The organism is Sphingobium wenxiniae, assembly GCF_007830065.1.
Lineage (GTDB): Bacteria > Pseudomonadota > Alphaproteobacteria > Sphingomonadales > Sphingomonadaceae > Sphingobium > Sphingobium wenxiniae.
On sequence record NZ_VLKK01000004.1, the window covers coordinates 12,245 to 36,666 of the forward strand.

Annotated in this window: 23 protein-coding genes and 1 tRNA gene; 15 read left to right on the top strand and 9 right to left on the bottom strand. The window is 66.4% G+C overall.

What is annotated here, in order from left to right:
* Positions 1-43 precede the first annotated feature (43 nt).
* Positions 44-2,230: a phosphoribosylformylglycinamidine synthase subunit PurL gene (gene purL / locus IQ35_RS06355; RefSeq protein WP_145072308.1), complete on the bottom strand. Its 2,187-nt coding sequence runs from the start codon at positions 2,228-2,230 to the stop codon at positions 44-46.
* A 100-nt stretch (positions 2,231-2,330) separates the two neighbouring features.
* On the opposite strand from purL, the gene IQ35_RS06360 reads away from it, so the two are divergent.
* Positions 2,331-2,768 (top strand): DUF805 domain-containing protein, encoded by a 438-nt coding sequence (locus IQ35_RS06360; RefSeq protein WP_031291523.1) that lies wholly within the window; start codon positions 2,331-2,333, stop codon positions 2,766-2,768.
* Between the two features lie 62 nt (positions 2,769-2,830).
* Here the strand turns inward: IQ35_RS06360 and IQ35_RS06365 are convergent, their stop codons facing one another.
* Positions 2,831-3,211: a hypothetical protein gene (locus tag IQ35_RS06365; RefSeq protein ID WP_021245649.1), complete on the bottom strand. Its 381-nt coding sequence runs from the start codon at positions 3,209-3,211 to the stop codon at positions 2,831-2,833.
* 166 nt (positions 3,212-3,377) lie between these two features.
* Between IQ35_RS06365 and IQ35_RS06370 the strand changes: the two genes are divergently transcribed.
* The 5 genes from IQ35_RS06370 (at position 3,378) to queA (ending at position 6,952) form a co-directional block, all read left to right on the top strand.
* Positions 3,378-3,638, top strand: a complete 261-nt coding sequence (locus tag IQ35_RS06370; RefSeq protein ID WP_031291522.1) for an exodeoxyribonuclease VII small subunit — start codon at positions 3,378-3,380, stop codon at positions 3,636-3,638.
* Positions 3,639-3,644: 6 nt separating this feature from the next.
* Positions 3,645-4,541 carry a polyprenyl synthetase family protein gene (locus IQ35_RS06375; protein ID WP_021245647.1) on the top strand — a complete coding sequence of 299 codons (897 nt, stop codon included), beginning with the start codon at positions 3,645-3,647 and terminating at the stop codon, positions 4,539-4,541.
* 3 nt (positions 4,542-4,544) lie between these two features.
* Positions 4,545-5,051, top strand: coding sequence for a pantetheine-phosphate adenylyltransferase (coaD, locus tag IQ35_RS06380; protein WP_031291521.1), 507 nt, complete (start codon positions 4,545-4,547; stop codon positions 5,049-5,051).
* Positions 5,052-5,150: 99 nt separating this feature from the next.
* Positions 5,151-5,894, top strand: coding sequence for a peptidylprolyl isomerase (locus tag IQ35_RS06385; protein ID WP_145072309.1), 744 nt, complete (start codon positions 5,151-5,153; stop codon positions 5,892-5,894).
* Between the two features lie 23 nt (positions 5,895-5,917).
* Positions 5,918-6,952, top strand: coding sequence for a tRNA preQ1(34) S-adenosylmethionine ribosyltransferase-isomerase QueA (gene queA, locus IQ35_RS06390; RefSeq protein WP_059140345.1), 1,035 nt, complete (start codon positions 5,918-5,920; stop codon positions 6,950-6,952).
* A 222-nt stretch (positions 6,953-7,174) separates the two neighbouring features.
* Here the strand turns inward: queA and IQ35_RS06395 are convergent, their stop codons facing one another.
* A complete protein-coding gene (locus IQ35_RS06395) occupies positions 7,175-8,089 on the bottom strand; it encodes a DUF2171 domain-containing protein (protein WP_021245643.1) in 915 nt (304 codons plus the stop codon).
* A 262-nt stretch (positions 8,090-8,351) separates the two neighbouring features.
* Here IQ35_RS06395 and IQ35_RS06400 point away from each other — a divergent pair.
* The 4 genes from IQ35_RS06400 to IQ35_RS06410 all read left to right on the top strand — a co-directional run bounded on the left by IQ35_RS06400 (position 8,352) and on the right by IQ35_RS06410 (position 11,219).
* Positions 8,352-8,427 (top strand) — tRNA-Ala (locus IQ35_RS06400).
* 300 nt (positions 8,428-8,727) lie between these two features.
* Entirely contained in the window at positions 8,728-8,814 is an 87-nt protein-coding gene (locus tag IQ35_RS21880; RefSeq protein WP_376699474.1) for a hypothetical protein, read from the top strand.
* A 95-nt stretch (positions 8,815-8,909) separates the two neighbouring features.
* Positions 8,910-10,100 carry an acyl-CoA dehydrogenase family protein gene (locus IQ35_RS06405; protein ID WP_021245642.1) on the top strand — a complete coding sequence of 397 codons (1,191 nt, stop codon included), beginning with the start codon at positions 8,910-8,912 and terminating at the stop codon, positions 10,098-10,100.
* Positions 10,101-10,103: 3 nt separating this feature from the next.
* On the top strand, positions 10,104-11,219 hold the full coding sequence (locus IQ35_RS06410) for an acyl-CoA dehydrogenase family protein (protein ID WP_145072310.1): 1,116 nt from the start codon (positions 10,104-10,106) through the stop codon (positions 11,217-11,219).
* A gap of 103 nt (positions 11,220-11,322) precedes the next feature.
* Here IQ35_RS06410 and IQ35_RS06415 read toward each other — a convergent pair whose 3' ends face one another.
* The 5 genes from IQ35_RS06415 to IQ35_RS06440 form a co-directional block, all read right to left on the bottom strand.
* Positions 11,323-11,649, bottom strand: a complete 327-nt coding sequence (locus IQ35_RS06415) for a DUF3325 domain-containing protein (protein ID WP_021245640.1) — start codon at positions 11,647-11,649, stop codon at positions 11,323-11,325.
* A complete protein-coding gene (locus IQ35_RS06420) occupies positions 11,646-13,232 on the bottom strand; it encodes a PepSY-associated TM helix domain-containing protein (RefSeq protein WP_242003297.1) in 1,587 nt (528 codons plus the stop codon). The genes IQ35_RS06415 and IQ35_RS06420 overlap by 4 nt, the downstream gene beginning before the upstream one ends.
* Positions 13,229-13,477: a hypothetical protein gene (locus tag IQ35_RS06425; RefSeq protein WP_236614780.1), complete on the bottom strand. Its 249-nt coding sequence runs from the start codon at positions 13,475-13,477 to the stop codon at positions 13,229-13,231. Before IQ35_RS06425 ends, IQ35_RS06420 begins: the two co-directional genes overlap by 4 nt.
* Positions 13,478-13,526: 49 nt before the next feature.
* Positions 13,527-15,719 carry a TonB-dependent siderophore receptor gene (locus IQ35_RS06430; protein ID WP_158636602.1) on the bottom strand — a complete coding sequence of 731 codons (2,193 nt, stop codon included), beginning with the start codon at positions 15,717-15,719 and terminating at the stop codon, positions 13,527-13,529.
* Positions 15,720-15,980: 261 nt separating this feature from the next.
* Positions 15,981-16,904 carry a LysR family transcriptional regulator gene (locus tag IQ35_RS06440; RefSeq protein WP_021245634.1) on the bottom strand — a complete coding sequence of 308 codons (924 nt, stop codon included), beginning with the start codon at positions 16,902-16,904 and terminating at the stop codon, positions 15,981-15,983.
* Positions 16,905-17,023: 119 nt separating this feature from the next.
* On the opposite strand from IQ35_RS06440, the gene IQ35_RS06445 reads away from it, so the two are divergent.
* From IQ35_RS06445 to IQ35_RS06465, 5 genes are all read left to right on the top strand, one after another.
* A complete protein-coding gene (locus IQ35_RS06445; RefSeq protein ID WP_242003298.1) occupies positions 17,024-18,205 on the top strand; it encodes an HlyD family secretion protein in 1,182 nt (393 codons plus the stop codon).
* Complete coding sequence (locus IQ35_RS06450) at positions 18,202-19,734, top strand: DHA2 family efflux MFS transporter permease subunit (protein WP_021245632.1); 1,533 nt, start codon at positions 18,202-18,204, stop codon at positions 19,732-19,734. Before IQ35_RS06445 ends, IQ35_RS06450 begins: the two co-directional genes overlap by 4 nt.
* 4 nt (positions 19,735-19,738) lie before the next feature.
* Positions 19,739-21,235 (top strand): efflux transporter outer membrane subunit, encoded by a 1,497-nt coding sequence (locus tag IQ35_RS06455; protein ID WP_145072315.1) that lies wholly within the window; start codon positions 19,739-19,741, stop codon positions 21,233-21,235.
* Between the two features lie 79 nt (positions 21,236-21,314).
* Positions 21,315-22,079, top strand: a complete 765-nt coding sequence (locus IQ35_RS06460) for an NUDIX hydrolase (RefSeq protein ID WP_021245630.1) — start codon at positions 21,315-21,317, stop codon at positions 22,077-22,079.
* Positions 22,080-22,104: 25 nt separating this feature from the next.
* Positions 22,105-22,809: an extensin-like domain-containing protein gene (locus IQ35_RS06465; RefSeq protein ID WP_021245629.1), complete on the top strand. Its 705-nt coding sequence runs from the start codon at positions 22,105-22,107 to the stop codon at positions 22,807-22,809.
* 1 nt (position 22,810) lies between these two features.
* Here IQ35_RS06465 and trpE read toward each other — a convergent pair whose 3' ends face one another.
* Positions 22,811-24,421: an anthranilate synthase component I gene (gene trpE / locus IQ35_RS06470; protein WP_145072316.1), complete on the bottom strand. Its 1,611-nt coding sequence runs from the start codon at positions 24,419-24,421 to the stop codon at positions 22,811-22,813.
* Between the last annotated feature and the right edge of the window lies 1 nt (position 24,422).

Below are 24,422 nucleotides of genomic sequence, written 5' to 3' on the forward strand. Positions count from 1 at the left end.
CATCGAAACGTAAACCGGAGGGAGGGAGGGGAAACCCCCTCCCTTAAAGTTCCGCGTCCATGAGGTTCGGGAAGAAGTCTTCATGGGCGGCGCGCAGGGCATCGAGCGTCACGCCGGCCACCTTGCCGCCGCCTGTGGTGCCGATGCGGATCGCGCCGGGGATGGCGACGCCTTCGGGCGCGGTGACGAGATAGCGGGCCTGATCCTCGCCGAAGGCGCTCGCGGCGGTGAGCGGTTCGTCAAGCCGCGCGCCGATATTGCCTGCCAGCGCCATTTCCGCGACCGCGACCAGCAGCCCGCCGTCCGCAATATCGTGGACCGCCGTGGCCTTGCCCTCCGCGATCAGCGCGCGGACGATTTCGGCATGGGCGCGTTCGGCGGCGAGGTCGACCTTGGGCGCATCGCCCGCTTCGCGGCCCGCGATTTCGCGCAGCCAGATGGATTGGCCCAGATGCGTGCCCCAGGAACCATCGGCGCCGCCGATCAGCCAGATCGCTTCGCCTTCCGCCTTGAAGGCGATGGTCGCCATCACGTCGATATCCTTGAGCAGCCCGATGCCGCCGATGGCGGGGGTAGGCAGGATGGCGGAGCCGCCGCCGGTTGCCTTGGACTCATTGTAAAGCGACACATTGCCGCTCACGATCGGGAAGTCGAGCGCGCGGCAGGCGTCGCCCATGCCTTCGAGACAGCCGGTGAACTGCGCCATGATCTCCGGCCGCTGCGGATTGGCGAAGTTCAGGCAGTTGGTGACGGCGAGCGGCGTCGCGCCGACCGCGCTCAAATTGCGATGGCATTCGGCGATGGCCTGCTTCCCGCCCTCATAGGGATCGGCATAGCAATAGCGCGGGGTGCAGTCCGTGCTGATCGCGATGCCCTTTTGACTGCCGTGGACGCGCACCACCGCCGCGTCGCCGCCCGGGCGCTGCACCGTGTCGGCGCCGACCATATGGTCATATTGCTCCCAGATCCAGCGGCGCGATGCAATGTCGGGGCTGCCCATCAGCCTCACGAGGTCCGCGCCGATATCGGACGCGGGGATATCGCCCAGCGGCTGGACGCCGGACCATGCCTTATATTCGTCGCGCGGCATGGCCGGGCGGTCATAGAGCGGCGCGTCGTCGGCCAGCGGGGCGAGGGGAATGTCGCACACCGTCTCGCCATGGTGGACCAGCACCATCCGGCCCGTATCGGTGACTTCGCCGATGACCGCGAAGTCCAGTTCCCATTTGCGGAAAATGGCTTCGGCAAAGGCTTCCTTGCCGGGCTGGAGCACCATCAGCATCCGCTCCTGGCTCTCCGACAGCATCATTTCATAGGCCGTCATGCCGGTTTCGCGCTGGGGCACCTTGTCCATGTCGAGCCGGATGCCGACGCCGCCCTTGGACGCCATTTCGACGCTGGAGGAGGTGAGGCCCGCCGCGCCCATATCCTGAATGGCGACGATGGCGTCCGACGCCATGAGTTCGAGGCAGGCTTCGATCAGCAGCTTTTCGGTGAAGGGGTCGCCGACCTGCACGGTGGGACGCTTCGCATCGGCATCATCGCCGAAATCGGCCGAGGCCATGGTCGCGCCGTGGATGCCGTCGCGGCCGGTCTTGGACCCGACATAGACGATGGGATTGCCCACGCCCGACGCCGCCGAATAGAAGATCTTGTCGGTGTCGGCGACGCCCACTGTCATGGCGTTCACAAGGATATTGCCGTCATAGGCGGGGTGGAAGTTCACCTCGCCGCCCACGGTCGGCACGCCCACGCAATTGCCATAGCCGCCGATGCCGCGCACCACGCCGGAAATGAGATGCTTCATCTTCGGGTGGTCGGGCCGCCCGAAGCGCAGCGCGTTCATGTTCGCCACCGGACGCGCGCCCATGGTGAAGACGTCGCGCAATATGCCGCCCACGCCCGTCGCCGCGCCCTGATAAGGCTCGATATAGCTGGGGTGATTGTGGCTCTCCATCTTGAAGATCGCCGCCTGTCCGTCGCCAATATCGACGACGCCCGCATTCTCGCCGGGGCCGCAAATGACCTGCGGGCCTTCGGTGGGCAGCTTCTTCAAATGGATGCGCGAGGATTTATAGGAGCAATGCTCCGACCACATGACCGAGAAGATGCCGAGTTCGGTGAGATTCGGCTCCCGGCCGAGCGCGTTCAGGACGCGATCATATTCTTCCGGGGAAAGCCCGTGTTCGGCGACGATGGCGGGCGTGATCTGGGTGGCGGTGCTGGACATGAGCGCGCCTTTAGCCGCGCGGGCGCGGATAGACAATCCTTGCAGCGTTCAGGGGAGGAAACATGCTATGGATCGTGCGTTGAAAAGGGAGGAGGCCGTCATGGAATGGATGCTGTTGCCGCTGCGCCGCTATGCGAAATTTTCGGGACGGGCGCGGCCGAAGGAATATTGGATGTTCGTGCTGTTCCTGATCCTTGCGGGGATCGTGGTCGGCATCGTCGAAACCATGCTCGGCCTCAATGTGACGCAGCGGTGGGCCGATCATGGTCCATGGTGGATCGATGCGGGCTACCGGACGCAGGCTGGGCCGCTGACGGGGCTGTTCGCGCTCGCGATGTTCCTTCCGCAGCTCGCGGTGGCGGTCAGGCGGCTGCATGATACGGACCGCAGCGGATGGTGGCTGCTGCTGATCTTCCTGCCGCTGATCGGCGGGATCATCCTGCTGGTCTTCTTCATCATGAGCGGAACGCGCGGCCCCAACCGCTTCGGCCCCGATCCGGTCGAGGCGGGCGAACCGGAATTGGCGCGCGGATCGTGACAGCATGAAAAAGGCCGGGCCTCGATGAAAGACCCGGCCTGTTTGCCGTTAGAGGAAATAACTCAGGCCTTGCAGCTCAGCGCGCTCTTGCCCGGCAGGGTGATGGTGACCTGCTTGCCATTGCCTTCGACCTTGTAGCCCGCCCCTTCGAAGGGCTGGCCGGGTTCGGCGGCGATGAGCTTGGTGGGCGCGCCGTCCTTAGCGGTGCGCAAGTTCGCGGTCTTGTCGTCGCTCAGGAAGTCGACGAAAACCAGGCTGTTGTCCTTGCAACGGAACTGGAAGCTGTTCTTCACCGACGGCGGCAATTCCACCGGCGCGGCGTTGGCGAGCTGCGAGGCCATCGGATCGGCGGGGCCGCCCACGACTTCGGGTTCGTCATTGTTGTTGCAGGCCGACAGCAGGGTCAGGGCCGCGACGGCGGCGAGGGGGAGACAATATTTCATAACGGCCCTTCTATGTGCACTTGCAACAACTGACGTCAACGCAAAAATCGCGCTTTGCCCGTTATAATATTGCGAGCCGGCATTACGGAAGCATGACAGGACGCGCAAGCGGGCGATGACGCCATGCGGGCTTGACCGGGCGGACGGTGAAGGCCAATGCAGGGACATGGCCGAAGACAGCATGACGCAGCCGACCGACCCCACCGCGCTTTCCTTCGAAGAGGCGTTGCGCGCGCTTGAAATCATCGTGCGGCGGCTGGAGAGCGGGGATGTGCCGCTGGACGAGTCGATCTCCCTCTACAGCGAGGGGGAAGCGCTGCGGAAGCAGTGCATGGAGCGGTTGCAGTCCGCCGAGGCGCGCATCCGCAAGCTGACGCTCGACGCGAACGGCGCCGTGACGGGCGCACAGCCCTTTGGCGCGGACTGACGGCGAATGACGGCATCCGCGCTGGTCGCCGAACGGGCCGCGATGGTGTCGGCTGCGATCGATGGCGCGTTCGACACGCTGCTCGCCGTGCCGGACGATGCGCGCGCGGCGCTGTATGACGCGATGCGCCATGCCGCCATCGGCGGGGGCAAGCGGCTGCGTCCGTTGCTGGTGCGGGCGGCGTGCGACCTGTTCAACATCTCGCCCGACTCGGCGCTGCGGGCGGGCCTGGCGGTCGAGTGCATCCATGTCTATTCCCTGGTCCATGACGACCTGCCCGCGATGGACGACGACGACATGCGGCGCGGCAAGCCGACCGTCCACAAGGCCTTTGACGAGGCGGCCGCGATCCTGGCCGGCGACTGCCTGCAAAGTTTCGCCTTCGGGATACTGGCGGACGAGCAGACGCATCCCGATCCCTTCGTGCGAGTGGAACTGGTGAAGGCGCTGGCGCTCGCCAGCGGGGCCGCGGGCATGGCGGGCGGGCAGGCGATGGACCTGGCGGCGGAAAACAGCCGCTTCGACCTTGCCACCGTGACGCGGCTCCAGAGCCTCAAGACCGGAGCGCTGATCGGCTTTTGCGTCGATGCGGCCGCGATCATGGCGCGCATTCCGCCCGAAGGGCGCACGGGGCTGCACGGCTATGCGCGCGATATCGGCCTTGCCTTCCAGATCGCGGACGACCTGATCGACGTGGAGGGCGACGCGGCGGCGGCGGGCAAGGCGCTGGGCAAGGACGCGGCGGCGGGCAAGGAAACCTTCGTCTCCCTGCTGGGCGCGGAGCGGGCAAGGGAGCAGGCGCTGCTGCTGGTCGATCAGGCCAAGGCGCATCTGCATGGTTTCGACGCGCGGGCGGACCTGCTGCGCGCTATCGCCGACTATATCGTGGAGAGGGATCGGTAAGGCATGAAACAGAGGGTGGGGGTTTATCCGGGCACGTTCGATCCCATCACGCTGGGGCATATGGACATCATCCGGCGCGGGGCGAAGCTGGTCGACAAGCTGGTGATCGGCGTCACGACCAACATTGCCAAGTCGCCGATGTTCCGAGACGAGGAGCGGCTGGAGATGGTCCGCCGCGAATGCGCGGACCTCGATACGGAGATCGTCGTCACCGGCTTCAATTCGCTGCTGATGGACTTTGCCGAATCGCAGGGCGCCAGCATTATCATCCGGGGCCTGCGCGCGGTCGCGGACTTCGAATATGAATATCAGATGGCGGGCATGAACCAGCAGATCAACTGCCGCGTCGAAACCGTATTCCTGATGGCCGACGTGTCGTTGCAGCCGATCGCGTCGCGTCTGGTCAAGGAAATCGCGCTTTACGGCGGCCCGATCCACAAATTCGTCAGTCCCACGGTGCGCGAGGAAGTGGAGGCGCGCGTCGCGGAAACGGGGCGCAAGGGCGGATAAGGCTCCGCTCAGCCTTCGTTCAGTTGCCAATCGCGAAGAGCGCGTTATCAGGGGGCAGCTTCGCCATTGGGGCATCAGGAAATTAGGGAAAGCTCATCCATGCGGTTCATTTCGGCGCTCAAGACCGTGGCGATCGGTTTCGCCCTCTATGCGTCCAGCGGCGCCGCCCTGGCGCAGGGCGGCGGACGAGGACAGGGCGAGGAACTGAAGAAGGCGGAAATGTCCGCCATCGCGGAAAAGAACGCCAAGGTGCTGGAACAGTCCGGCACGCCGCAGCTTCCAGCCGCCAGCATTCCGGTGGATCCGCAGAATGTGTGGGATCTGGACCTGTCCACCGGCGGGCGGGTGAAAATCCAGCTTCGTCCCGATGTCGCGCCCGCCCATGTGGAGCGGATCAAGGAGCTGACGCGGCAGGGTTTCTACAACGGCCTGAAATTCCACCGCGTGATCCCCGGCTTCATGGCGCAGGGCGGCGATCCCAAGGGCGACGGCACGGGTGGCTCCGCGCTGCCGGACCTGAAACAGGAGTTCAACTGGCTGCCCCATGTGCGCGGCGCGGTGTCGATGGCGCGCGCGCAGTCGGAGGACAGCGCCAACAGCCAGTTCTTCATCGTGCTGCTGCCCCGGCTCCAGCTCGACAGGAAATACACCATCTTCGGCCGCGTGATCGAAGGGATGCAATATGTGGACGCGATCGCGCCGGGCGAGCCGCCCGCCAATCCCACCACCATCCTGCAAGCGTCGATCGAAAGCGACGGCAGGCCGCCGGTGACGGCGCCCATCGCGCCGCCGGCATCTTCGATCGGCGTACCGTCGATCCTGCCGTCCGCGCCGAAGAAATAGGGCGCCCGCCGGGGCGCTGATCCATGCGCGTAGACCTGTTCGATTTCGATCTGCCGCCCGAGCGCATCGCGCTGCGCCCAGCCGCCCCGCGCGATTCGGCACGGCTGATGCTGGTCGATGGCAATGCGCCCATCGAGGACCGGATCGTCCGCGACCTGCCCGGCCTGCTGCGCGCGGGCGACGTGCTGGTGTTCAACGACACGCGCGTCATCCCCGCCCAGTTGGAAGGGATGCGGGGGCAGGCGAAGATCGGCGCGACGCTGCACAAGCGGCTGGGGCTGCGCCAATGGCAGGCATTCCTGCGCAACGCCAGGCGGGTGCGGGACGGCGACCGGATCGATTTCGGCGCGGGCGTCACCGCCATCGCGGGGCCGCGCGACGGGGAGGGCGGCGTGACGCTGCGCTTCGAGGGCGAAGAGCCGGTGGAAGTGCTGCTGGAGCGGGCGGGGCGGATGCCGCTGCCGCCCTATATCGCCAGCAAGCGTCCGACCGACGAGCGCGACAGGGCCGACTATCAGACCATGTTCGCACGGAAGGATGGGGCCGTGGCCGCGCCCACCGCCGCGCTGCACTTCACGCCGGACCTGATGGCCGGCCTGGCGGCGGCTGGCGTGGCGACGGAGACGCTGACGCTGCATGTCGGCGCGGGAACGTTCCTGCCGGTGAAGGCGGAAGATACCGATGACCACCGGATGCACGCCGAATGGGGCCGGATCGACGCCGCGGCGGCGGCGCGGCTGAACGCGGCGCGGGCGGCTGGCGGGCGGCTGATCGCGGTCGGCACGACCAGCCTGCGCCTGCTGGAAAGCGCGGCGGGCGAGGACGGCCTTGTCCGCCCGTTCGAGGATGAAACGCGCATCTTCATCACGCCCGGCTACCGTTTCCGCGCGGTGGACGGGTTGATGACCAATTTCCACCTGCCCCGATCGACCCTGTTCATGCTGGTCAGCGCGCTGATGGGGCGCGATCGGATGCAGGCGGCCTACGCCCATGCCATAGCCGCGGGCTATCGCTTCTACAGCTATGGGGACTCGAGCCTGTTGCTGCCGGAGGGGTAGGGCGGAACAGGGGGCATCCCGCCCCGCCTTTCGCCGCTCCAGAACGGCCTGACCAGGGCCAGGGAGACGCTCCACAACGTCCGCTGGTTCGAAGCGGTCGCGGTGCGCGGCATCATCGACCGCGTGGAGACCGGCGCTGGCGCAGCGGCGGAATCTTTGCCACGCATGAAAAAAGGGTCCGGCCGGAACCGGACCCTTTCCCTTCGTGACCCATATCGCCGATCAGCGGTCGCGGTCCCTTTCCTGGGACGCGCTGCTGTCCGACCAGCGTGCGCCCCGTGACCCGCGATCCTCGTCCCGGTCGCCGAACATGGCGTGCTGTTCGCGTTCCGTCCGCCAGGCGGTCTGCGCCTGATCGGCGGACTTTTCCAACGTGACCTTCTGCGCGTCGACCGACTTGATCCAGGAGGAAGGGATGGAATGGTGCACGCCGCCCGCCTCCTCGTCATTCTTGGTCAGGATGATGCGGTCGCCGCGCAACTTGTCCACGGTGCCGACATGCTCGCCATCGCTGCCGACCACTTCCATATGTTCGCGCACCTGCGACAATGCCTGCCGCTGTTCGCCGCGCCGGCTGCGCCAGCTTCCGAACTCATGCTCGAAGCGTTCCCGGTTTTCCCGCTGATATTCGGCATAGTCGCGATCCAGTTCGCTGATCCGCTGTTGCCGCCATGCATGATAATTGGCGTCATGATGTTCGCCATAATCATGCTGCGCCCCATAGGCGCGCGTGCGATAGCCATGATCCTCGCTGCCCAGGCCGCTGCGTTCGCTGGTATAGGGCGCATAGCCCCGGCCCGGCAGATAGCGGTCGCTGCCCGAGGCGGAGGCATAGCCCACGCGGCTGCTCTGGTCGCGGGGGTCGCCATAGGTCCGGTTGTAATATTCGTCATATTCGCGCCGGCGTTCGGCCTCTTCGTCGCCGAACCAGCTACGGACCTCGTCGCCCGCCCGATCGAAGAATCCGCGCTCGTCCGGGTCGTATTCGGCCGGTGCGGAACGATAGGGACGCCCGCTGAACTGGCCCTGCGTGCCATAGCGATAGCCGCGATCCTCGCGCCAGTCGCGCGGGCCGGTGGAGCGCGGCTGTCCGGCATATATATCGTCACCGTAGCGGCGTCCGCCCTGGTAACCCATAGTCCTTCTCCTTGCCTGCTGTTGCGGCGGTCTTCCCTTGCGTCGCCGCAAGCGCCGTCCCCCATCCAATGAGCGGCGAAGCCCTTCGTTCCGGGCGTTACGCAGGGGTAACGTCGCTTGTTTCCACCAGCCTGCCGACGGACGCGAGGGGCGTGCGGCAGACGGGTGGCAAAGGCTTGATCGGGATCAGCCGAAGGGGACGTTTTTCCCGCAAAAAGACCGTTGCACGGCACGAAAGGCTCGCCTATAGGCAGCGCTCTTTGGGGCCGTAGCTCAGCTGGGAGAGCGCGTCGTTCGCAATGACGAGGTCAGGGGTTCGATCCCCCTCGGCTCCACCATTTTCCCTTCTAACGCCTTGATAATGGCGACTATCCAGAAAATCAGCCCCTAATCCCGCCATTTGGCCGCATCTGTGGTCACATCACGGCAGGGAAAGGCTGTGCCGCTCAAATGGCGTGAAACCCGGCCAACGCGGAAAAAGATAGGCAGGGTTGAATTTCCCACCGGCGGACGGCGGCATTTTCCGCTTGCGTATCAGGATTATAGGTTCCTATTTGAAGGCGGGCCGCAAGAGGTTCCTGATGAAATTTGCGAGATCGAGCATCCCCTCATCCGGTGCTGGAGCGAGGCGGTGATCGGTGGTTCTCGACCTGAAATCGCCCAGCGGCGTGGCGGCGGTTCTTCGTCTTGTCGGACAGGCCGACGCCTTGATCGAGGGACCTTGACAGGCGGCCACCTAATAGACACCCACTTACGCGCTCGAATCATAGCGACCCTAGGGAAGGGCCTGGTTCGACGCGCGAACAAGTGAGAGGATGCCATGACCGACCTCAGCCGCGACCCGGCCGACGAGCGCTTCCGGAACGAGGTGCGTGCCTTCCTCGAAGACAATCTTCCGCCCGAAATGGCCCGCCGTAATCGCCAGGGCTATCACGCGTCGCGTAGCGACACGCGCGAATGGACGCGCATTCTCCATGCGCGGGGCTGGTCGGCGCCAAACTGGCCCGTGGAGCATGGCGGCACCGGCTGGACGCTGGCGCAGCAGGCGATATTCGACGAGGAATGCACGGCGGCGGGCGCGCCGCTGCTGGACATATTCGGGCTCTCCATGGTGGGTCCGCTGATCTACACCTATGGCACGGACGATCTGAAGGCGCGCATCCTGCCGCCCTTCCTGCGCGGGGAGATCAGTTGGGCGCAGGGCTTTTCCGAACCCAATGCCGGTTCCGACCTCGGCTCGCTCCAGACGCGCGCGGTGCTGGACGGCGACGATTATGTCATCAACGGGCGCAAGATCTGGACCTCCGGCGCGCATGAAGCGACCATGATTTTCTTCCTTGTCCGCACGGGGGAGGGCACCCGCAACGGCCTCACCATGCTGATAGTGGATGCGCGCCAGCCGGGCATCGCCATCCGCCCCATCGACGACATCCGCAAGGAGCACAGCCTCAACGAGGTGATCCTCGACGATGTGCGCACGCCGGTGGCGAACCGTATCGGGGAAGAGGGCAAGGGATGGGGCTATGCCAAGGCGCTCCTGGAAAACGAGCGCGCCTTTGCCGCGGAGATTCCGCGCAACAGAAACCATCTCGCGCTGCTGCGCCGGATCGCGCGCGGCACGATGCGGGCGGGCCGTCCGCTGATCGAGGACCCGGTCTTCGCCGCGCGCATCGCGGAGGCGGAGGTGGAGTTCATGGCGCTTGAATTTCTCGCCCTGCGCGCCATGTCCGACACCGACGGCAGCGGCCCGTCCTTCGGCTCCTTCCTCAAGGTGCGCGGGTCGGAACTGGTGCAGCGTCTCACCCAGTTGCAGGTGGAGGCGCTGGGCGATCACGGCGCCTATCTCTATTCGGAGCAGGCCCATATGGCCGGACAGCCGCAGCCTGCGCCGGGACCGGAATTTGCTCCGGGCGTTTGGTCGGAAGCCATGTATCGCCGCGCCTCCTCCATCTATGGCGGCGCCAACGAAATTCAGCGCACGCTGATCGCCAAGCAATATCTGGATCTTTGAACGATGGATTTTGGCCTTTCCGAAGAACAGGTGCTGCTGGTGGACGGCGCCCGCCGTTATGTCGAGCAGACGTCCGATTATGAAGCGCGCCGCAAGGCCGTCGACTCTGGCGAGGCTTATGGCGCCGCGCGGTGGCAGCAGTTTGCGGAGCTGGGCTGGCTGGCCCTCGCCCTGCCGGAACGGCATGGCGGTTTGGGCGGCAGTGCGGTCGATTATGCGCTTCTGGTGGAAGCGCTTGGCGCCGGGCTGATGCTGGAACCCCTGGTTCCCGTTGCAGCAGCGGCCATGGCGCTCGTCACGGCGGGAGGCGCGGGCGATCTCCCGTCGGCGGTGGCGGAAGGCAGCGCCCGCCCGGTCCTTGCCCATGGCGAACCGGGGTCGGGCGGCTTGCTGACTTTCGTCGAAAGCCGGGCCGAACGGTCCGCCGCGGGCTGGCGGCTGACCGGCGCCAAGTCGCTCGTCCTGGGCGGCGCGGCGGCCACCCATTACCTTGTCAGCGCGCGGACGTCCGGCGATAAAGCGGATGATGCGGGGATCAGCCTGTTTCTCGTTCCCGCGGACCATGCGGCGCTGGGGCGCAGGGATGTGCGGCTGACTGACGACAGCGTCGGCGCGCATCTGGCCTTCACTGGGCTCGACCTTCCCGACGCCGCCCTTCTAGGCCCGGAGAGCGGCGGGTTGCCCGCGCTCCGGGAAGGCATGGCCTGGCTCCAGCTCGGGCTTCATGCCGAAGCATTGGGCGCCATGGACAAGGCGCTATGGACCACGCGCGACTATGTCCGCACGCGGCGTCAGTTCGGCACGGAGCTTTCGACCTTTCAGGCGGTGCAGCACGGCCTTGCCGACATGGCGATGGAGACGGAACTGTCCCGCTCGATGCTGTTGCGCCTGCTGTCCGTGTTCGACGGCGACAGCGCGGAGCGCGACCGGACGCTCGCCGCCGCCAAGGCGCAGTTCGGCAGGAGCGGCTTCTTCGTGGGCGCGCAGGCGGTGCAGCTTCATGGCGGCATCGGCATGGCCGACGAATATCTGATCGGCATGATCTTCAAGCGCCTGCTGCTGCTGCGCAATCTGCACGGGGGACCGGATATGGCGCTTGGGCAACTGACGCAGGATTAATGGAGGGATTTCGGGTGCATGAAGTGCTGTCTCGGCGATTGGAGCAGCCGCGCGCCGCGTGAGACGCAAACGTCCGCCTTGCCAGATAGCTCAAAATAGTCGTTCAAGCCTTGCTTTCCTGCGCCTGTTTCCGTCCCGAACGCGACGGAGGGGCACCGCGATGCGACGCGGAAAGTCGGTTTACGGCAAGAAGAGTGATCGTGGCGGCCAGCGAAAGCAGGCCGAACCACAGGATACCGCCGATCGCGGCGCCCCACGCGGCTATCGCCAGTATAAAGGACAGGGTGAGGCCCATCCAGCCGGCGATCCGCAAGCCGCGCCGCTTGCTCCGGGACGGGTGTTTGTGGACGATGTCCCTATGGTGCCTTTCCATCGAAAGCGCCAGGCACCCGAACGCCAGCAAGGCGGCGAGAAAGGCGAGGATGGTCATTCCGCCGGCTCCAATATGGCCTGGGCATTCGGCAGGGTCGCGACCTTTCGCGCGCTTCGTTTTTGCCTGGGCTGATAGCGGCGCACTTTTCGCGCCATCATCAGGAACGTGGCGCCCAGCGCGCAGATCGTCAGATTCATCGCGACCATCCGCATGTCGCCCATCGCGCCCGACTGGAGCAGGCCGCGGCTGTTGGACAGGTCATGAAACGGCAGCGCGATCATGGCGGCGCCGGTCAGCGCGAACAATTCCACCCAGGCCCGCCTGACCGGACGCAGAAAGCCGACGAGCAGCGCGGCGCCCCAGGCCAGGAACATCGCATGGATTTCCCACTCCGCACGGCCTTGGATGTCCGTGGGCAACAGGCGGTTGGCCCACAGATAGCCCGTCATCGCAAGCGGAAGGCCCGCTATGAAGCCGATATTGAGCCGCTCCACCAACCGGAAGCCGAAATGCGGGTGGTCCGGATCGGGCAGCTTTTCCCGCCGCTTGACGGTCCAGAGGACAAGGCCGCTTGCGACCATCACCGTTCCGCCCATCCCGCTCAGGAAATAAAGCCACCGCAGCAGATCAGGCGCATAGCGGCCCGCATGAAGGCCGATCATGACGCCGGCGGCTTCGGCGGCCCCGTCCGCGCCGTGCGATTGCCAGATCATGCGGCCGGTCGTGCCGGAATAGCTGATGCTGGGCGCGCGCGCGGAAATGCCGCTGGCCTGGCTTGCGCTGATCGTGACGCGCGCGGCCGCGTCGCCCGGCTCGGCGACCCGGACAGTGCCGACCGCCGCGCCGCCCCATCGCGCGCTGGCGTCCCGCATCAGCGGCACGAGGTTGACCAGCGGCGCGGGCGCGCCGGTCCGCGCGACCTCTCCCGCCGATGGGAAAAGGGCGTCGAACAGCTTGTCGGTCTGCTCGTAATTGGCCACTGCGGCCCAGGGCATATAGAGCGTCATCAGCGTGACCAGGCCGGTATAGGTGATCATCAGGTGGAACGGCAGCGCAAGCACGGCCGTCGCATTGTGCCCGTCCAGCCACGTCCTTTGCCCTTTTCCCCGGCGGAAGGTGAAGAAGTCCTTGAAAATCTTCTTGTGGGTGATGACGCCCGATATGATCGCCACCAGCATGGCCATCGCGCAGAAGCCGACGAACCAGCGCGCCCAAATGACCGGCACATAATGCAGGTCGAAATGGAAACGATAGAAGAACTCCCCGCCGCGCGTGTCGCGCGCGTGCAGCGGCTGGCCGTCGGCGTCCACGAGCGCTTGCGTATCGCGGCGGCGGCGGGGCCGCGCCTCGCCCTCCATCGGCTGCGGCTGCCAGAACAACTGGGCGCCGATTTCACGCGCGCCCGGCACGGATATGAACCAGCTTCGGGCATCGGGCGCGGTCCGCCGCAGATAGGCTTGCGCGCCCGCAACGGCCTGTTCAGGCTGGCTGGGTCCAGACAATTCCGGACGCATCCAACGGTTGAGGTCCGCCCGCCAATAGCTCACCGTCCCCATCAGGAAGATCGTGAACAGGACCCAGCCGACGATGAGGCCGGACCATGTGTGCAGGGACGATTGCGATTGACGGAAACCGCTCACACACGGCCTCCCATCGCGATCGAGAGCCATGCGATGCCGCCGCCCAGCGCGCCAAGGGCCAGCGTGACGCAGAACGCCTTGCGTGCGCTGGACGCGGCGAAGACATAGACGATGAGGGCGGCATACAGGGCGAAGGACAGCAGTGTCGCCAGCACGGTCGCCTGCGCGCGGTCGCCGGGCAGCAGACGCGCGAGCGCCATCACCATCAGGCTTGTCGCCGCATAGCCGAGGGGAATGGCGGTCACGATCCGTCCCCACGCCGACAGCCTGTTTCTGCGTCTCGCCCTCATCGCATCACCATTTGTAGCGGAGCGAGGCGACGACCGTGCGCGGCGCGCCGAACCAGCACCAGTTGTTGGAAAGGCAGCTCGTCACATGGCGCTTGTCGAAAAGATTGCTGGCGTTGATCGCGAGACTGACGCCTTCCATCGTTCCGCCCAGACGACCCAGATCATAGGCTATGAGCGCATCGACCAGCGTATATCCGGCGGTGCGGAACCGCGTCGCCGTCGTTATGCCGCCCGAAACCAGCGTATAGGTTCCGTCCGATCCCCCGACATAGCGTATGCCCGCGCCGATGGTCAGGCCGCCGAGCGGGCCGGTGACGGCATCGTTCTTCGAAAGATCGTAGGACAGGAAGGAGGAAGCGGTCCATTTGGGTATCGCGAGCGGCCTGGTGCCGGTGACGCCGGACTGCGCCGCCCCGTTCACGACCGTCGTGGAAGGCGGATTGCCGCGCGCGAACTCGCTATCCATATAGGTGCCGGCAAGGCTGAACTCCAGTCCGGGGCGGATCGATCCCCGGCCTTCCAATTCTATGCCCCGCGTCTTCACTTCCCCCACCTGGATCGTGTTGCGGGGATCGTCGGGGTCGGTGACGGGAACATTCTGGCGCGCCAGGTCATAGACCGACAGGGTCAGGATCGTGTCCGTGCCGCGCGGCTGGAATTTCAGGCCCGCCTCATATTGCCGCCCTGTGACCGGAATGAAGGACTCGCCCGCCAGATTGACGCCGCTTTGCGGTTCAAAGGAGGTCGAATAGCTGAAATAGGACGAAAGACCGAATGTGAAGGCGTAAAGCGCGCCCGCGCGGTAAGTCGTCTTGGACTGGCGCAGGGCCGTGCTGACTCCCGATGTCGTCGTCCGCTGCTCGTACCAATCCTTGCGGATGCTGCCGATCAGGTTGAGGCCGCCGATATGCACCTGATCCTGGGCATAGACGCCGATCTGATTGCGCCGGGAGAAGGTCGGCGGCACGCCTGCGAGCACGTCGGGAATGGCGACGCCGTAGACCGGAGCGTAGATATCCAGATTGGGAATGCCGTTGGCGGCGCCCCGCACAAAGCTCTGATAGCCCGTGCCTTCATTGTGGATGAAATCCAGCCCCGCCAGCAGTTCATGCTTGAGAGGGCCGGTCGTAAAGCTGGCCGCGATATTATTGTCGATGGTGAATGTCGAGAAGCTCTCGTCCGATCCGCCGCCGCCCCGCTCGATCGTTCTTAAATCCGGCAACATGCTGGAATTGTAGACCGAACGATAATGCTGCTTGACCTTGATGTAGCGCGCATTGGCGCGATAGCGGATCGCCTCGTTGAAATCGTGGCGGAAAAGCGCCGAGAGAGACCATTGCTTGCGATCGAAGGCTTCATAGCTTGGCTCGCCGTCATAGAAGCTCCGCCGGATTTGTCCATTCGGATTGGCGACGGCCGAACCGATGGGCGGCACGGACCCATAGGCGCCCCCCTTGGGGTCGCGCTGATAGGCCGCGATCAGGGTGATGGCCGTCGCTTCGTCGGGCACGAAACTGAGCATCGGGCTGACATAATAGCGCTCATTTTCGGTATGGTCGACGAAGCCGTCGCTGCGCTCGGCCCCGCCGATGATGCGATAGAGGAAGCGGCCTTCGCTATCGATCGGGCCGGTGCTGTCCACCGCGCCGCGCAGCAGGTCGAAATTGCCGACGGCCGCTTCCACCGTGCCGTGCGCCTCGGACTGCGGAACCTTGCTCGACAGGTTGATGAGGCCGCCTGGCGTCGAATTGCCGTAAAGCACCGATGCCGGCCCCTTGACGACATCGATCCCCTCGATCCGGTGGAAGTCGATCTGCGGAGAGGAATAGGTGCCGCCCTGAAGCCGCATCCCGTCCAGGAAAACCGCCGGCGAAAAGCCGCGGATGGTGAGCTGGTCGTACCGGGTGGCGACATTGCCGCGCTGATTGGGGCCGACGCCCGCCACATAGGTCAGGGCCTGATTGATCGAAAGAGCATTGCGGCGGACCAGTTCCTCATTGTCGATGAGCGTGATCGTCTGCGGCGTCTCGATCAGCGGCGTTCGTGTCTTGGTGCCGCTTTGCGACGCCACGGCAGTAAGCTGCCCGTTGACCACAATCGTCATATTCCGATCACGATCGGCAATCGCGGACGCCGCATCCGGCGCATCCGCCTCATTTGCCGCCGCCGACACCGCAGGCATCATCAATGCCGCCAAGGAAACGCTCCAATATGCGAATCTCATTATAGTCCCCTGTTGAAAGTCGGACGGCTGTTACTGCGGTTGGTAGAATATTGCAACGCATTATCATTAGCGAATGGCGTGTCGGCGATTGGACCGTTCAGGCGAATGTCCGGAACATCTTCAATGCCCGATATTTCCCGACGGCATCCCTGACCCGGACGACGCCGGGCGAGCCGCGAACATTCATGATCAGCCTTGACCGGCGCTTCTGATCGGCAGCCGTTCGGCCGGCCGTCAGCTCAACGACCGGCACGCGCGGCGCGCCAGTTCCCGCAGCCACATATGCGCCGGGTCATGGTTGAAACGGGAATGGAACAGCATGGAAAGCTCGATTCGTTCGCTTTCACGCGGCCGGATGACCCGCAGCCGCCATCGCTTAGCCTCGCGGGACGCGATCTGGCGCGGGACGAGGGCGATGAGATCGCTGGCCGCCACCAGGGCCGTCGCGCTCAATGCATCGTGAACGGTGACATAGGGCGGGCTTTCGCCTGACGGCGGGGCAAGCGACGTCCTGAGTTCCAGCCCCGCGATCGCGTTCATTCCCGATGTGTCGAAGCGGCGGGGGCGGGCCGAAACCTCCAGCCGCGGCCGCCCCGCCAGGTCGTCCATGCTCACGTCCGGCTTGTTCGGGAGGGTGCGCGCGGCGGCGATCCACACCAGTTCCTCCTCGAAAAGCACTTCCTTCCGCAGTCTTTCCTCCACCTGGCCGAAGGCGCCCAGGGCGATATCGATCTGGCCGGTGTCCAGCGCGGCCTTGAGATCGGGTCCGGGCTGCGAGACGCGGAAGGAGACGTTGGGGGATTCGTCGCGCGCATGACGGACGATCTCCGGCAGCATGATCGTGGAGAAATAGATGCCGGCGGCGATTTCGAAGGTGCGGGTGGTGGATAAGCGGTCGAACGGGCGCTGCGACAACGCGGTTTCCAATTGCATCAGCGCGGCGCGAACGCCGGTCGCGATCTCCTCCGCCCGGGGCGTCGGTTGCAGACCGCCCAGGCCGCGCACGAACAGCGGATCGTCGATATGCGCGCGCAGGCGCCGCAGCGCGTGGCTGACCGCCGATTGGGTGAGGCCCAATTGCTGCGCCGCGCGCGTGACGCTGCGCTGATCCATGAGGATGTCGAAGACGCGCAACAGGTTGAGATCGACGGGAAACATGAATCAAGCTCATAAAGCTATGGACCATTATTCATTGGGTTTATCCTTCAATCACCGATAAGGGGCAACCCTTGTTCGTCCGTGCAAATGGCCATGCAATGGGTCGCGGAAGGAGTCGAGTGACGGAAAGCTCTTATGGATTGGCGCGGCCCGACAAGGCCGGGGGGCATGATGCGCTGGACGATGAAGGGACGCGCGACGGAGTCGTGCCGGCGGATGCGGACGCCGCGCCGGAGCCGTTGGCGGAAAGGCCGTTGAAGAAGCGTTTGCGGATGCCGCTGCTCCTTCTGGGGGTTGTGGTCCTGCTGCTCGGCGGTCTTTATTTCTACCTTCATGGCGGGCGCTATGAGGCAACGGACAATGCCTCGCTTCAGGCGGCGCAGGTTTCTGTGACGGCCAATGTCAGCGGGCAGGTGATCTCGGTCGAGGTGCGGGAAAACCAGCTGGCGCGGAAAGGCGACGTCCTGTTCCGGCTCGATCCCGCGCCCTTCCAGGCTGCCGTCGACGAGGCGGAGGCCGAACTTGCCACCGCGCGCACCCAGATCGGATCGCTCCGGGCCAACTACCGCCAGGGGCAGGCGGAGATGGCCGCCGCCCAGGCGCGGCTGACCTATGCGGTCGGCGAGGCGGCGCGGCAGAAGGAACTGCTGGCCGAAGGGATTTCATCCCAGGCGCAATATGACCAGGCGGTCCTTGCGGTCCGCACCGCGCGTCAGGGGATCGAAACGAGCAGCCAGCAGGCGCAAAGCGTCCTTGCCTCCCTCTCCGGCAAGGTGGATGCGCCGCCCGACGCGCAGCCCGCCGTCCAGCGGGCGGCGGCGGCGCTGAAGCGGGCGCGGCTGAATCTGGGCTATACCATCGTGCGTGCGCCGCAGGACGGCGTCGTCACGCGCGTCAACCAGCTTCAGGTCGGCGACTTCGTTTCCGCCTCCAGGCCCGTATTCAGCCTTGTCGGGCGCCATTTCTGGATCGAGGCGAACTTCAAGGAAAACCAGCTCCGCTACATGCGGCTCGGCCAGCCGGCGACGGTGAAGATCGACGCTTTCCCCGACCGCGAGATCAAGGCGCATGTCGCGAGCTTCAGTCCCGGCACGGGGAACAGCTTCGCCCTGCTGCCGCCTGAAAATGCGACCGGCAACTGGGTGAAGGTGGTCCAGCGCCTGCCGATCGAACTGCATTTCGACGAAATGCCCTCGGACATTCCGCTTCACGCAGGCCTCAGCGCGGACGTGACGGTGGACACCGGCCATGTCCGCCATCTCTTCGGCCGCGATACGCCGCCCGCCGGCCGGATTCGATGACGGCCCCGGCCTATCCGGAACCCGGCCGCCGCCGCCTCATCACCTTTTCGGTGCTGGTGGCGACGATGATGACCTCGCTGGACATGACCATCGCCAATGTGGCGCTGCCCCATATCCAGGGCAGCGTGTCCGCGTCGCAGGAGGAGATCATCTGGGTCCTCACCTCCTATATGGTCGCCGCCGCGATCTTCACGCCGGTCACAGGCTGGCTCGCGAGCCGCTTCGGGCAAAAGCGGGTCATGATGCTATCGATCATCGGCTTCACCTTCGTTTCGGGATTGTGCGGGATCGCCAACAATCTGAGCGAACTGGTGCTCTTCCGTATCCTTCAGGGCGTGTGCGGCGCGGCGCTGGTGCCGATCAGCCAGGCGGTGCTCCTCGACATCAACCCGCCGGAACGGCACGGACCGGCGATGGCGATCTGGGGCATGGGCGCGATCGTCGGCCCGATCATCGGCCCGGCCCTGGGCGGCTGGCTCACCGACAATTTCAGTTGGCGCTGGGTCTTCTACATCAACGTGCCGTTCGGCGTGCTGAGTTGCATCGGCCTGGCCAGCTTCGCCTCCGCGCGGCAGGACGCGCCGCCCCGGTTCGACTTCGTGGGCTTCGGCCTGCTGGCGATCGCCATCGCCTCCTTTCAGCTAATGTTCGACCGGGGGCAGCAGCAGGATTGGTTCTCCTCGACCGAGATCTGCATCGAAGCGGCCTTTGCCGCCTTCTTCTTCTATTTCTTCCTCGTCCACACCCTCACCACGGACCGTCCCTTCGTGGACATCAGGCTGTTCAAGGACCGGAATTTCGTCGTCGGCTGCATCTTCGGCATGTTCATGGGCGCCGTCCTTTTCTCGGTGCTGGCGCTGCTGCCGCCGATGCTGGAAGGATTGATGGGCTATCCCGTCGTGCTGACCGGCCTCGTCACCGCGCCGCGCGGCATCGGCACGATGATCTCGATGTATATGGCGGGCCAGCTGGTGCGAAGGCTCGACGTCCGGATACCGCTGTTCGCCGGCCTGCTGATCTTCTGCGTCTCCTCCCATATGATGACGGGCTTCTCGCTCCAGATGGACGAGCGGCTCGTGATCACATCCGCCTTCGTGCAGGGGCTGGCGAGCGGCCTTGTATTCCTGTCGATCTCGACGCTTGTCTTCGCCTCGCTGGACCAGCGCTTCCGCAACGAGGGCGCGGCGATCTTCACCCTGCTGCGCTCCATCGGCGGAACGATCGGCATTGCCGTGCTTCAGGCCATGACGATCCGGAACTCGGCCACCGTCCACGCCCGGCTGGTGGAAGGGGTGCGGCCTGACAATCCGGTCATGGCCTGGCGGGTGCCCGATTTCGATTTTACGCTCCCGTCGGCGGTGGCGCGCCTGAATGCGGAGATCACGCGGCAGGCTTCCATGGTCGCCTATATCGATTCCTTCTGGATGCTCTTCGCCGGTTCGATCGCCGTCATGCCGCTCCTGCTGCTTGCCCGCCCGCCGAAACGCCGGCCGGGCGAGGGCGATGCTCCTGTCATTCATCTGGACTGATCCAATGCCCGTTTCCTTTGGAAAGCCCGCGTTCCTTGCCTTCCTGCTACCCGCACTGCTGGGCGGGTGCGCCGTGGGGCCGGACTTCAAGGCGCCCGCAAGCCCCGGCGGCGGCGGCGCCTATGGCAGTCCGGCCGATGCGACGCGGCCCGTCGCCGGCGCGCCCGCCACCCTGATCGGCGAAGGCCCTGGGCTTCGCTGGTGGGAGGCGTTCGGATCGCAGGAGATGAACCGGCTGGTCGACCAGGCGATGGCCAACAACCACAGCCTCGCCGCCAGCAATGCGACCCTGGAGAATGCGCGGCAACTCGTCGCCGCCGCGGCGGGCCGCCGGTTGCCGCAGGTGGATGCCGGTGCGCGGGTGGAACGGCAGGAGGCGAATCTCGCGGCCTCGGGCTTTGAGCCGGGGGCGCTGCCGGGCCTGTCCGGCAATCCCGTCTTCAACCTCTATTCCGTGGGCGGCGGCGTCTCCTTCGATCCTGACCTTTTCGGCGGCAAGAAGCGGGCGGTCGAGCAGGCGGCGGCGCAGGCCGAAGCCCGGCAGCGTCAGACCGAAGCGGCGCATCTGACGGTGGCCGGCCGGGTCGTGACGCAGGTGCTGACCATCGCCGCGATCCGGGACCGCATCGCCACCGCCAACGCCCTTCTGGAAGAGGACCGGCGCAATGTCGCGCTGACCGACGCCCGCCGCCGCGCCGGCGAGGGCACGATGGTCGAGGTGCTGAACGCCCAAAGCCAGCTCGCCAACGACCGCTCCGAAATTCCGCAACTGGCGCAGGAACTGGACGAGGCGCGGCACATGCTCGCGGTGCTGGTGGGCATCGTCCCGGCGGATCTGGGGCCGACCGAGTTCCATCTGGAGCAGTTCAGGCTGCCCGACGACATTCCCGTCACCCTGCCGTCGGAGCTGGTGCACAAGCGGCCGGACATCCTCCAGGCGGAAGCGGATATCCATGCCGCCACCGCCGCCGTCGGCGTCGCTGCCGCGCGCCTTTACCCCAGCCTGACGCTGGGCGGCACATACAGCCAGGGGAGTCCGCAACCCGGCGACATCCTCAGCAGCCGTTTTCGCGGCTTCGACATCTTCGCGGGCCTGACCGCCCCGCTTTTCCACGGCGGCACGCTCAAGGCGCAGAAGCGGGGGGCGGAGGCATCGGCACGGGCGGCCGCCTCCGCCTATCGGCAGACGGTGCTGGAAGCCTTCGGCCAGGTCGCCGACCTCCTCGATGCGGTGCAGAGCGATCAGAAATCGATGCGCAACCGGATGGAGGCTTCGGACGTCGCCTCCCGCTCGCTCCGCCTGTCGCGGCGCAGCTTCCAGGTCGGCAACAGCGGCATCCTTCAGGTGCTGGACGCCGAAAGGCTCTATCAGCGGGCGCAGTCAGGGCTCGTCGATGCGCGGGCGCGGCAATATCTGAACATCGCCCGCCTCTATGTCGCGACGGCCGGCGGCTGGACGGGCGACGGCCGGTCGGCGCCTCAGGACGCGGCCGCCCGCTGACAGCGCCGGCCATGCGGCGATCAGGGGAAATGCCGCCGCCCCTTTACCGCCGCCGCCGATGGGGCGTAGAGCAGGCGGCATGACGGATATTGCAAAACTGGCGCGGCCCGCCGCGACGGTGGTGGTCGTGCGGGACCGGCCCGAAGGTCCGGCGGAGATATTGATGATGGAGCGGGCGCGCCACATGGCCTTTGCGGGCGGCGCGCTGGTGTTTCCGGGCGGCGCGGTGGACGAAGGTGATCGCGTGCTCGCGGCCGCCTTCGGCGCGGGGCTGGAGCCGGACGATGCGGCCGCGCGGGTCGCCGCCATTCGCGAAACGCTGGAGGAAAGCGGGATCGGCATCGGCTTTGCCGGAACGGTGGAGCCGGGGCTGCTCGCCGCGATGCGCCGCGCGCTGGCGGAGGGGGCGGGGCTGGCCGCGCTGGTCGAAACGCATCGGCTGGAACTGGCGCTGGACGCTCTGCTGCCCTTCACCCGTTGGCAGCCGACCCACAGGGCCGCGCGGATATACGACACGCGCTTCTATCTGGCGAAGGCGCCGGACGGGCAGGAGGGGACCGTCGACGCGACGGAGAATGCGCGCCTGTTCTGGAGCGCGGCCCAGGCGACCCTGACGCAGTGCGAGGCGGGGGAGGGATTCGCCATCTTCCCCACCCGCCGCAATCTGGAGCGGCTGGCGCGGTTCGACACATTCGACGCGCTCGCCGCCCATGCCGCCGCGACGCCGCTGGAAAAGGTGTTGCCGTGGATCGAGGATCGCGGCGGCGTGCCCCATCTGTGCATTCCGGCGCATCTGGGTTATCCGGTCACGTCCGAGCCGCTCGCGACCGCCTTGCGTCAATAGCGCTGTGGGCCGCCTTCACCGGATTGTGCGTCGACTGGTCGGGCTGGCGGTCCTGCTGGCGCTGTTGCTCGCCGGATGGGCCTTCGTCCGGCAGAGGCCGCAGGACCTGCCCTGGACGACACTGGACCTTGCCCGGCCCATCGGCCTCTTCACCGGGCGCAAGCTGGCCGCGCTGACCGGCGATCCCGCGCAATGCCGGGCGTTGCTGGACCGGGCGGGAATCGCCTACCGCGCCATGCCGCCGGGCGGGGAGGGGCGCTGCGCCTTTCGCGACAGCGTGCGGCTGACCCCCGACCGGGAAGCCGTCGCGCTTTCGCCCGCGTCGGTCGCGCCGTCCTGCCCCGTGGCGGCCGCGCTCAAGCTATGGGAATGGCATGTGGTCCAGCCCGCCGCGCAGCGCCTGCTGGGGCAATCGGTGCGGACCGTTACCCATTTCGGCGCCTATAGCTGCCGCCGCCTATATGGCCGCGATACGGGCGCGTTCAGCGAACATGCGACCGCCGACGCCATCGATATCGCAGGCTTCGTGCTGGAGGACGGGCGCAGGATCGCCGTGGCGGCGGACTGGGCGGGGGAGGGGAAGGACGCCGCCTTCCTGCATGCGGTGCGGGACGGGGCCTGCGGGCTGTTCTCCACGGTGCTGTCGCCCGACTATAACGCCGCGCATCGCGATCACCTCCACCTCGACCAGGCGGAGCGCGGCGCGACGGGCTGGCGCGCCTGCCGCTGACCTACTGCCCGAACCCGGAATCGCGCGCCAGCGTCACGGCTTCGCGCGCGGCGGCGAACAATGCGCTGCCCTTCGCCTCGCACTCGCGCTGCTCATAGACAGGGTTGCTGTCGGCGACGATGCCCGCCCCGGCCTGCACATGCATCACCCCGTCCTTGAGCACGGCGGTCCGCAGCACGATGCAGCTGTCCATATTGCCGTCCGGCGCGAAATAGCCGACGCATCCGGCATAGGCGCCGCGCGTTTCCGGCTCCAGTTCCGCGATGATCTGGCAGGCGCGGACCTTGGGCGCGCCCGAGACGGTGCCCGCCGGGAAGCCCGCGAACAGGGCGTCGAGCGCATCCTTGCCCGGCGCGATCCGGCCGACGACGTTGGACACGATGTGCATGACATGGCTGTAGAATTCGACGGTATAGCTGTCCGTCACCGCCACGCTGCCCGCCGCCGCGACCCGGCCCACATCGTTGCGGCCCAGGTCCAGCAGCATCAGATGCTCGGCTCGTTCCTTGGGATCGGCGAGCAGGCTTTCCCGATTGGCCGCATCCTCCACCGCGTTCCTGCCGCGCGGGCGCGTGCCGGCGATGGGGCGGATGGTGACTTCGCCGTCCCGCGCGCGGACCAGGATTTCCGGGCTGGACCCGATCAGCGCGAAACCGGGGAGGTCCAGATAATAGAGGAAGGGCGACGGGTTGATCCGCCGCAAGGTGCGATAGAGCGCGATGGGCGGCAAGGTGAAAGGGCTGGTGAAGCGCTGCGCCAGCACGACCTGGAAAATGTCGCCCGCGACGATATAATCCTTGGCCCGGCCCACCATTTCCGCATAGCGGCCCGGCTCCAGCACCGGCGTCAACGCCACGTCGGCGATATCGGCGGGCGCGGCCTGCCGCGGGATCGGCGCGGCGAGGCGGGCGGCCACGGCGTCGATCCGGTCCAGTGCCTCCGCAATCGCGCGGTCGGGATCGCGTCGGTCAGGAAAGCCAACCAATATGCGCCGGTCCAGTGCCTCCGCAATCGCGCGGTCGGGATCGCTCACGCTTTCCTTCCACACCGGCGCGACCAGATAGAGCGCGTCGGCCAGCCGATCGAACACCAGCACGACGGTCGGCCGCGCGAACAGCATGTCGGGAATGGCGATGGGGTTGGGCGCGGGGCGGGGGAGCTTTTCCACCAGCCCGATCGTCTCATAGCCGAAATAGCCCACGAGGCAGGCGAGCGCGGGCGGCAGCGCCGGGTCCATCTCCGCCCGGCATTCGGCCACCAGCGCGCGCAGGGCATCAAGCGCGCCCTTTTCCTCGGCCACGAAGGCGTCGCGGTCGGTCGCCCATTGCCGGTTGATCTCGGCCCGCTGTCCCTGCGCCCGGAACACAAGGTCGGGGGCAAGGCCGATCAGGCTGTAACGCCCGCGCACCGCGCCGCCCTCCACCGATTCCAGCAGGAAATCGCCCCGGTCCGCCTCGAACAGCTTCAATGCGGCGGAAATCGGCGTGTCGGTGTCGGCGATCTGCCGCCGCCACACCAGCGCGGACCTGCCCTGCGCCAGCGCCGCGCGCGCGGCCGCTATGCCGTCCGCCGCCGCCTCCCTCCCCTGGGCCTGCCCCGCCGCCGCCGTCATC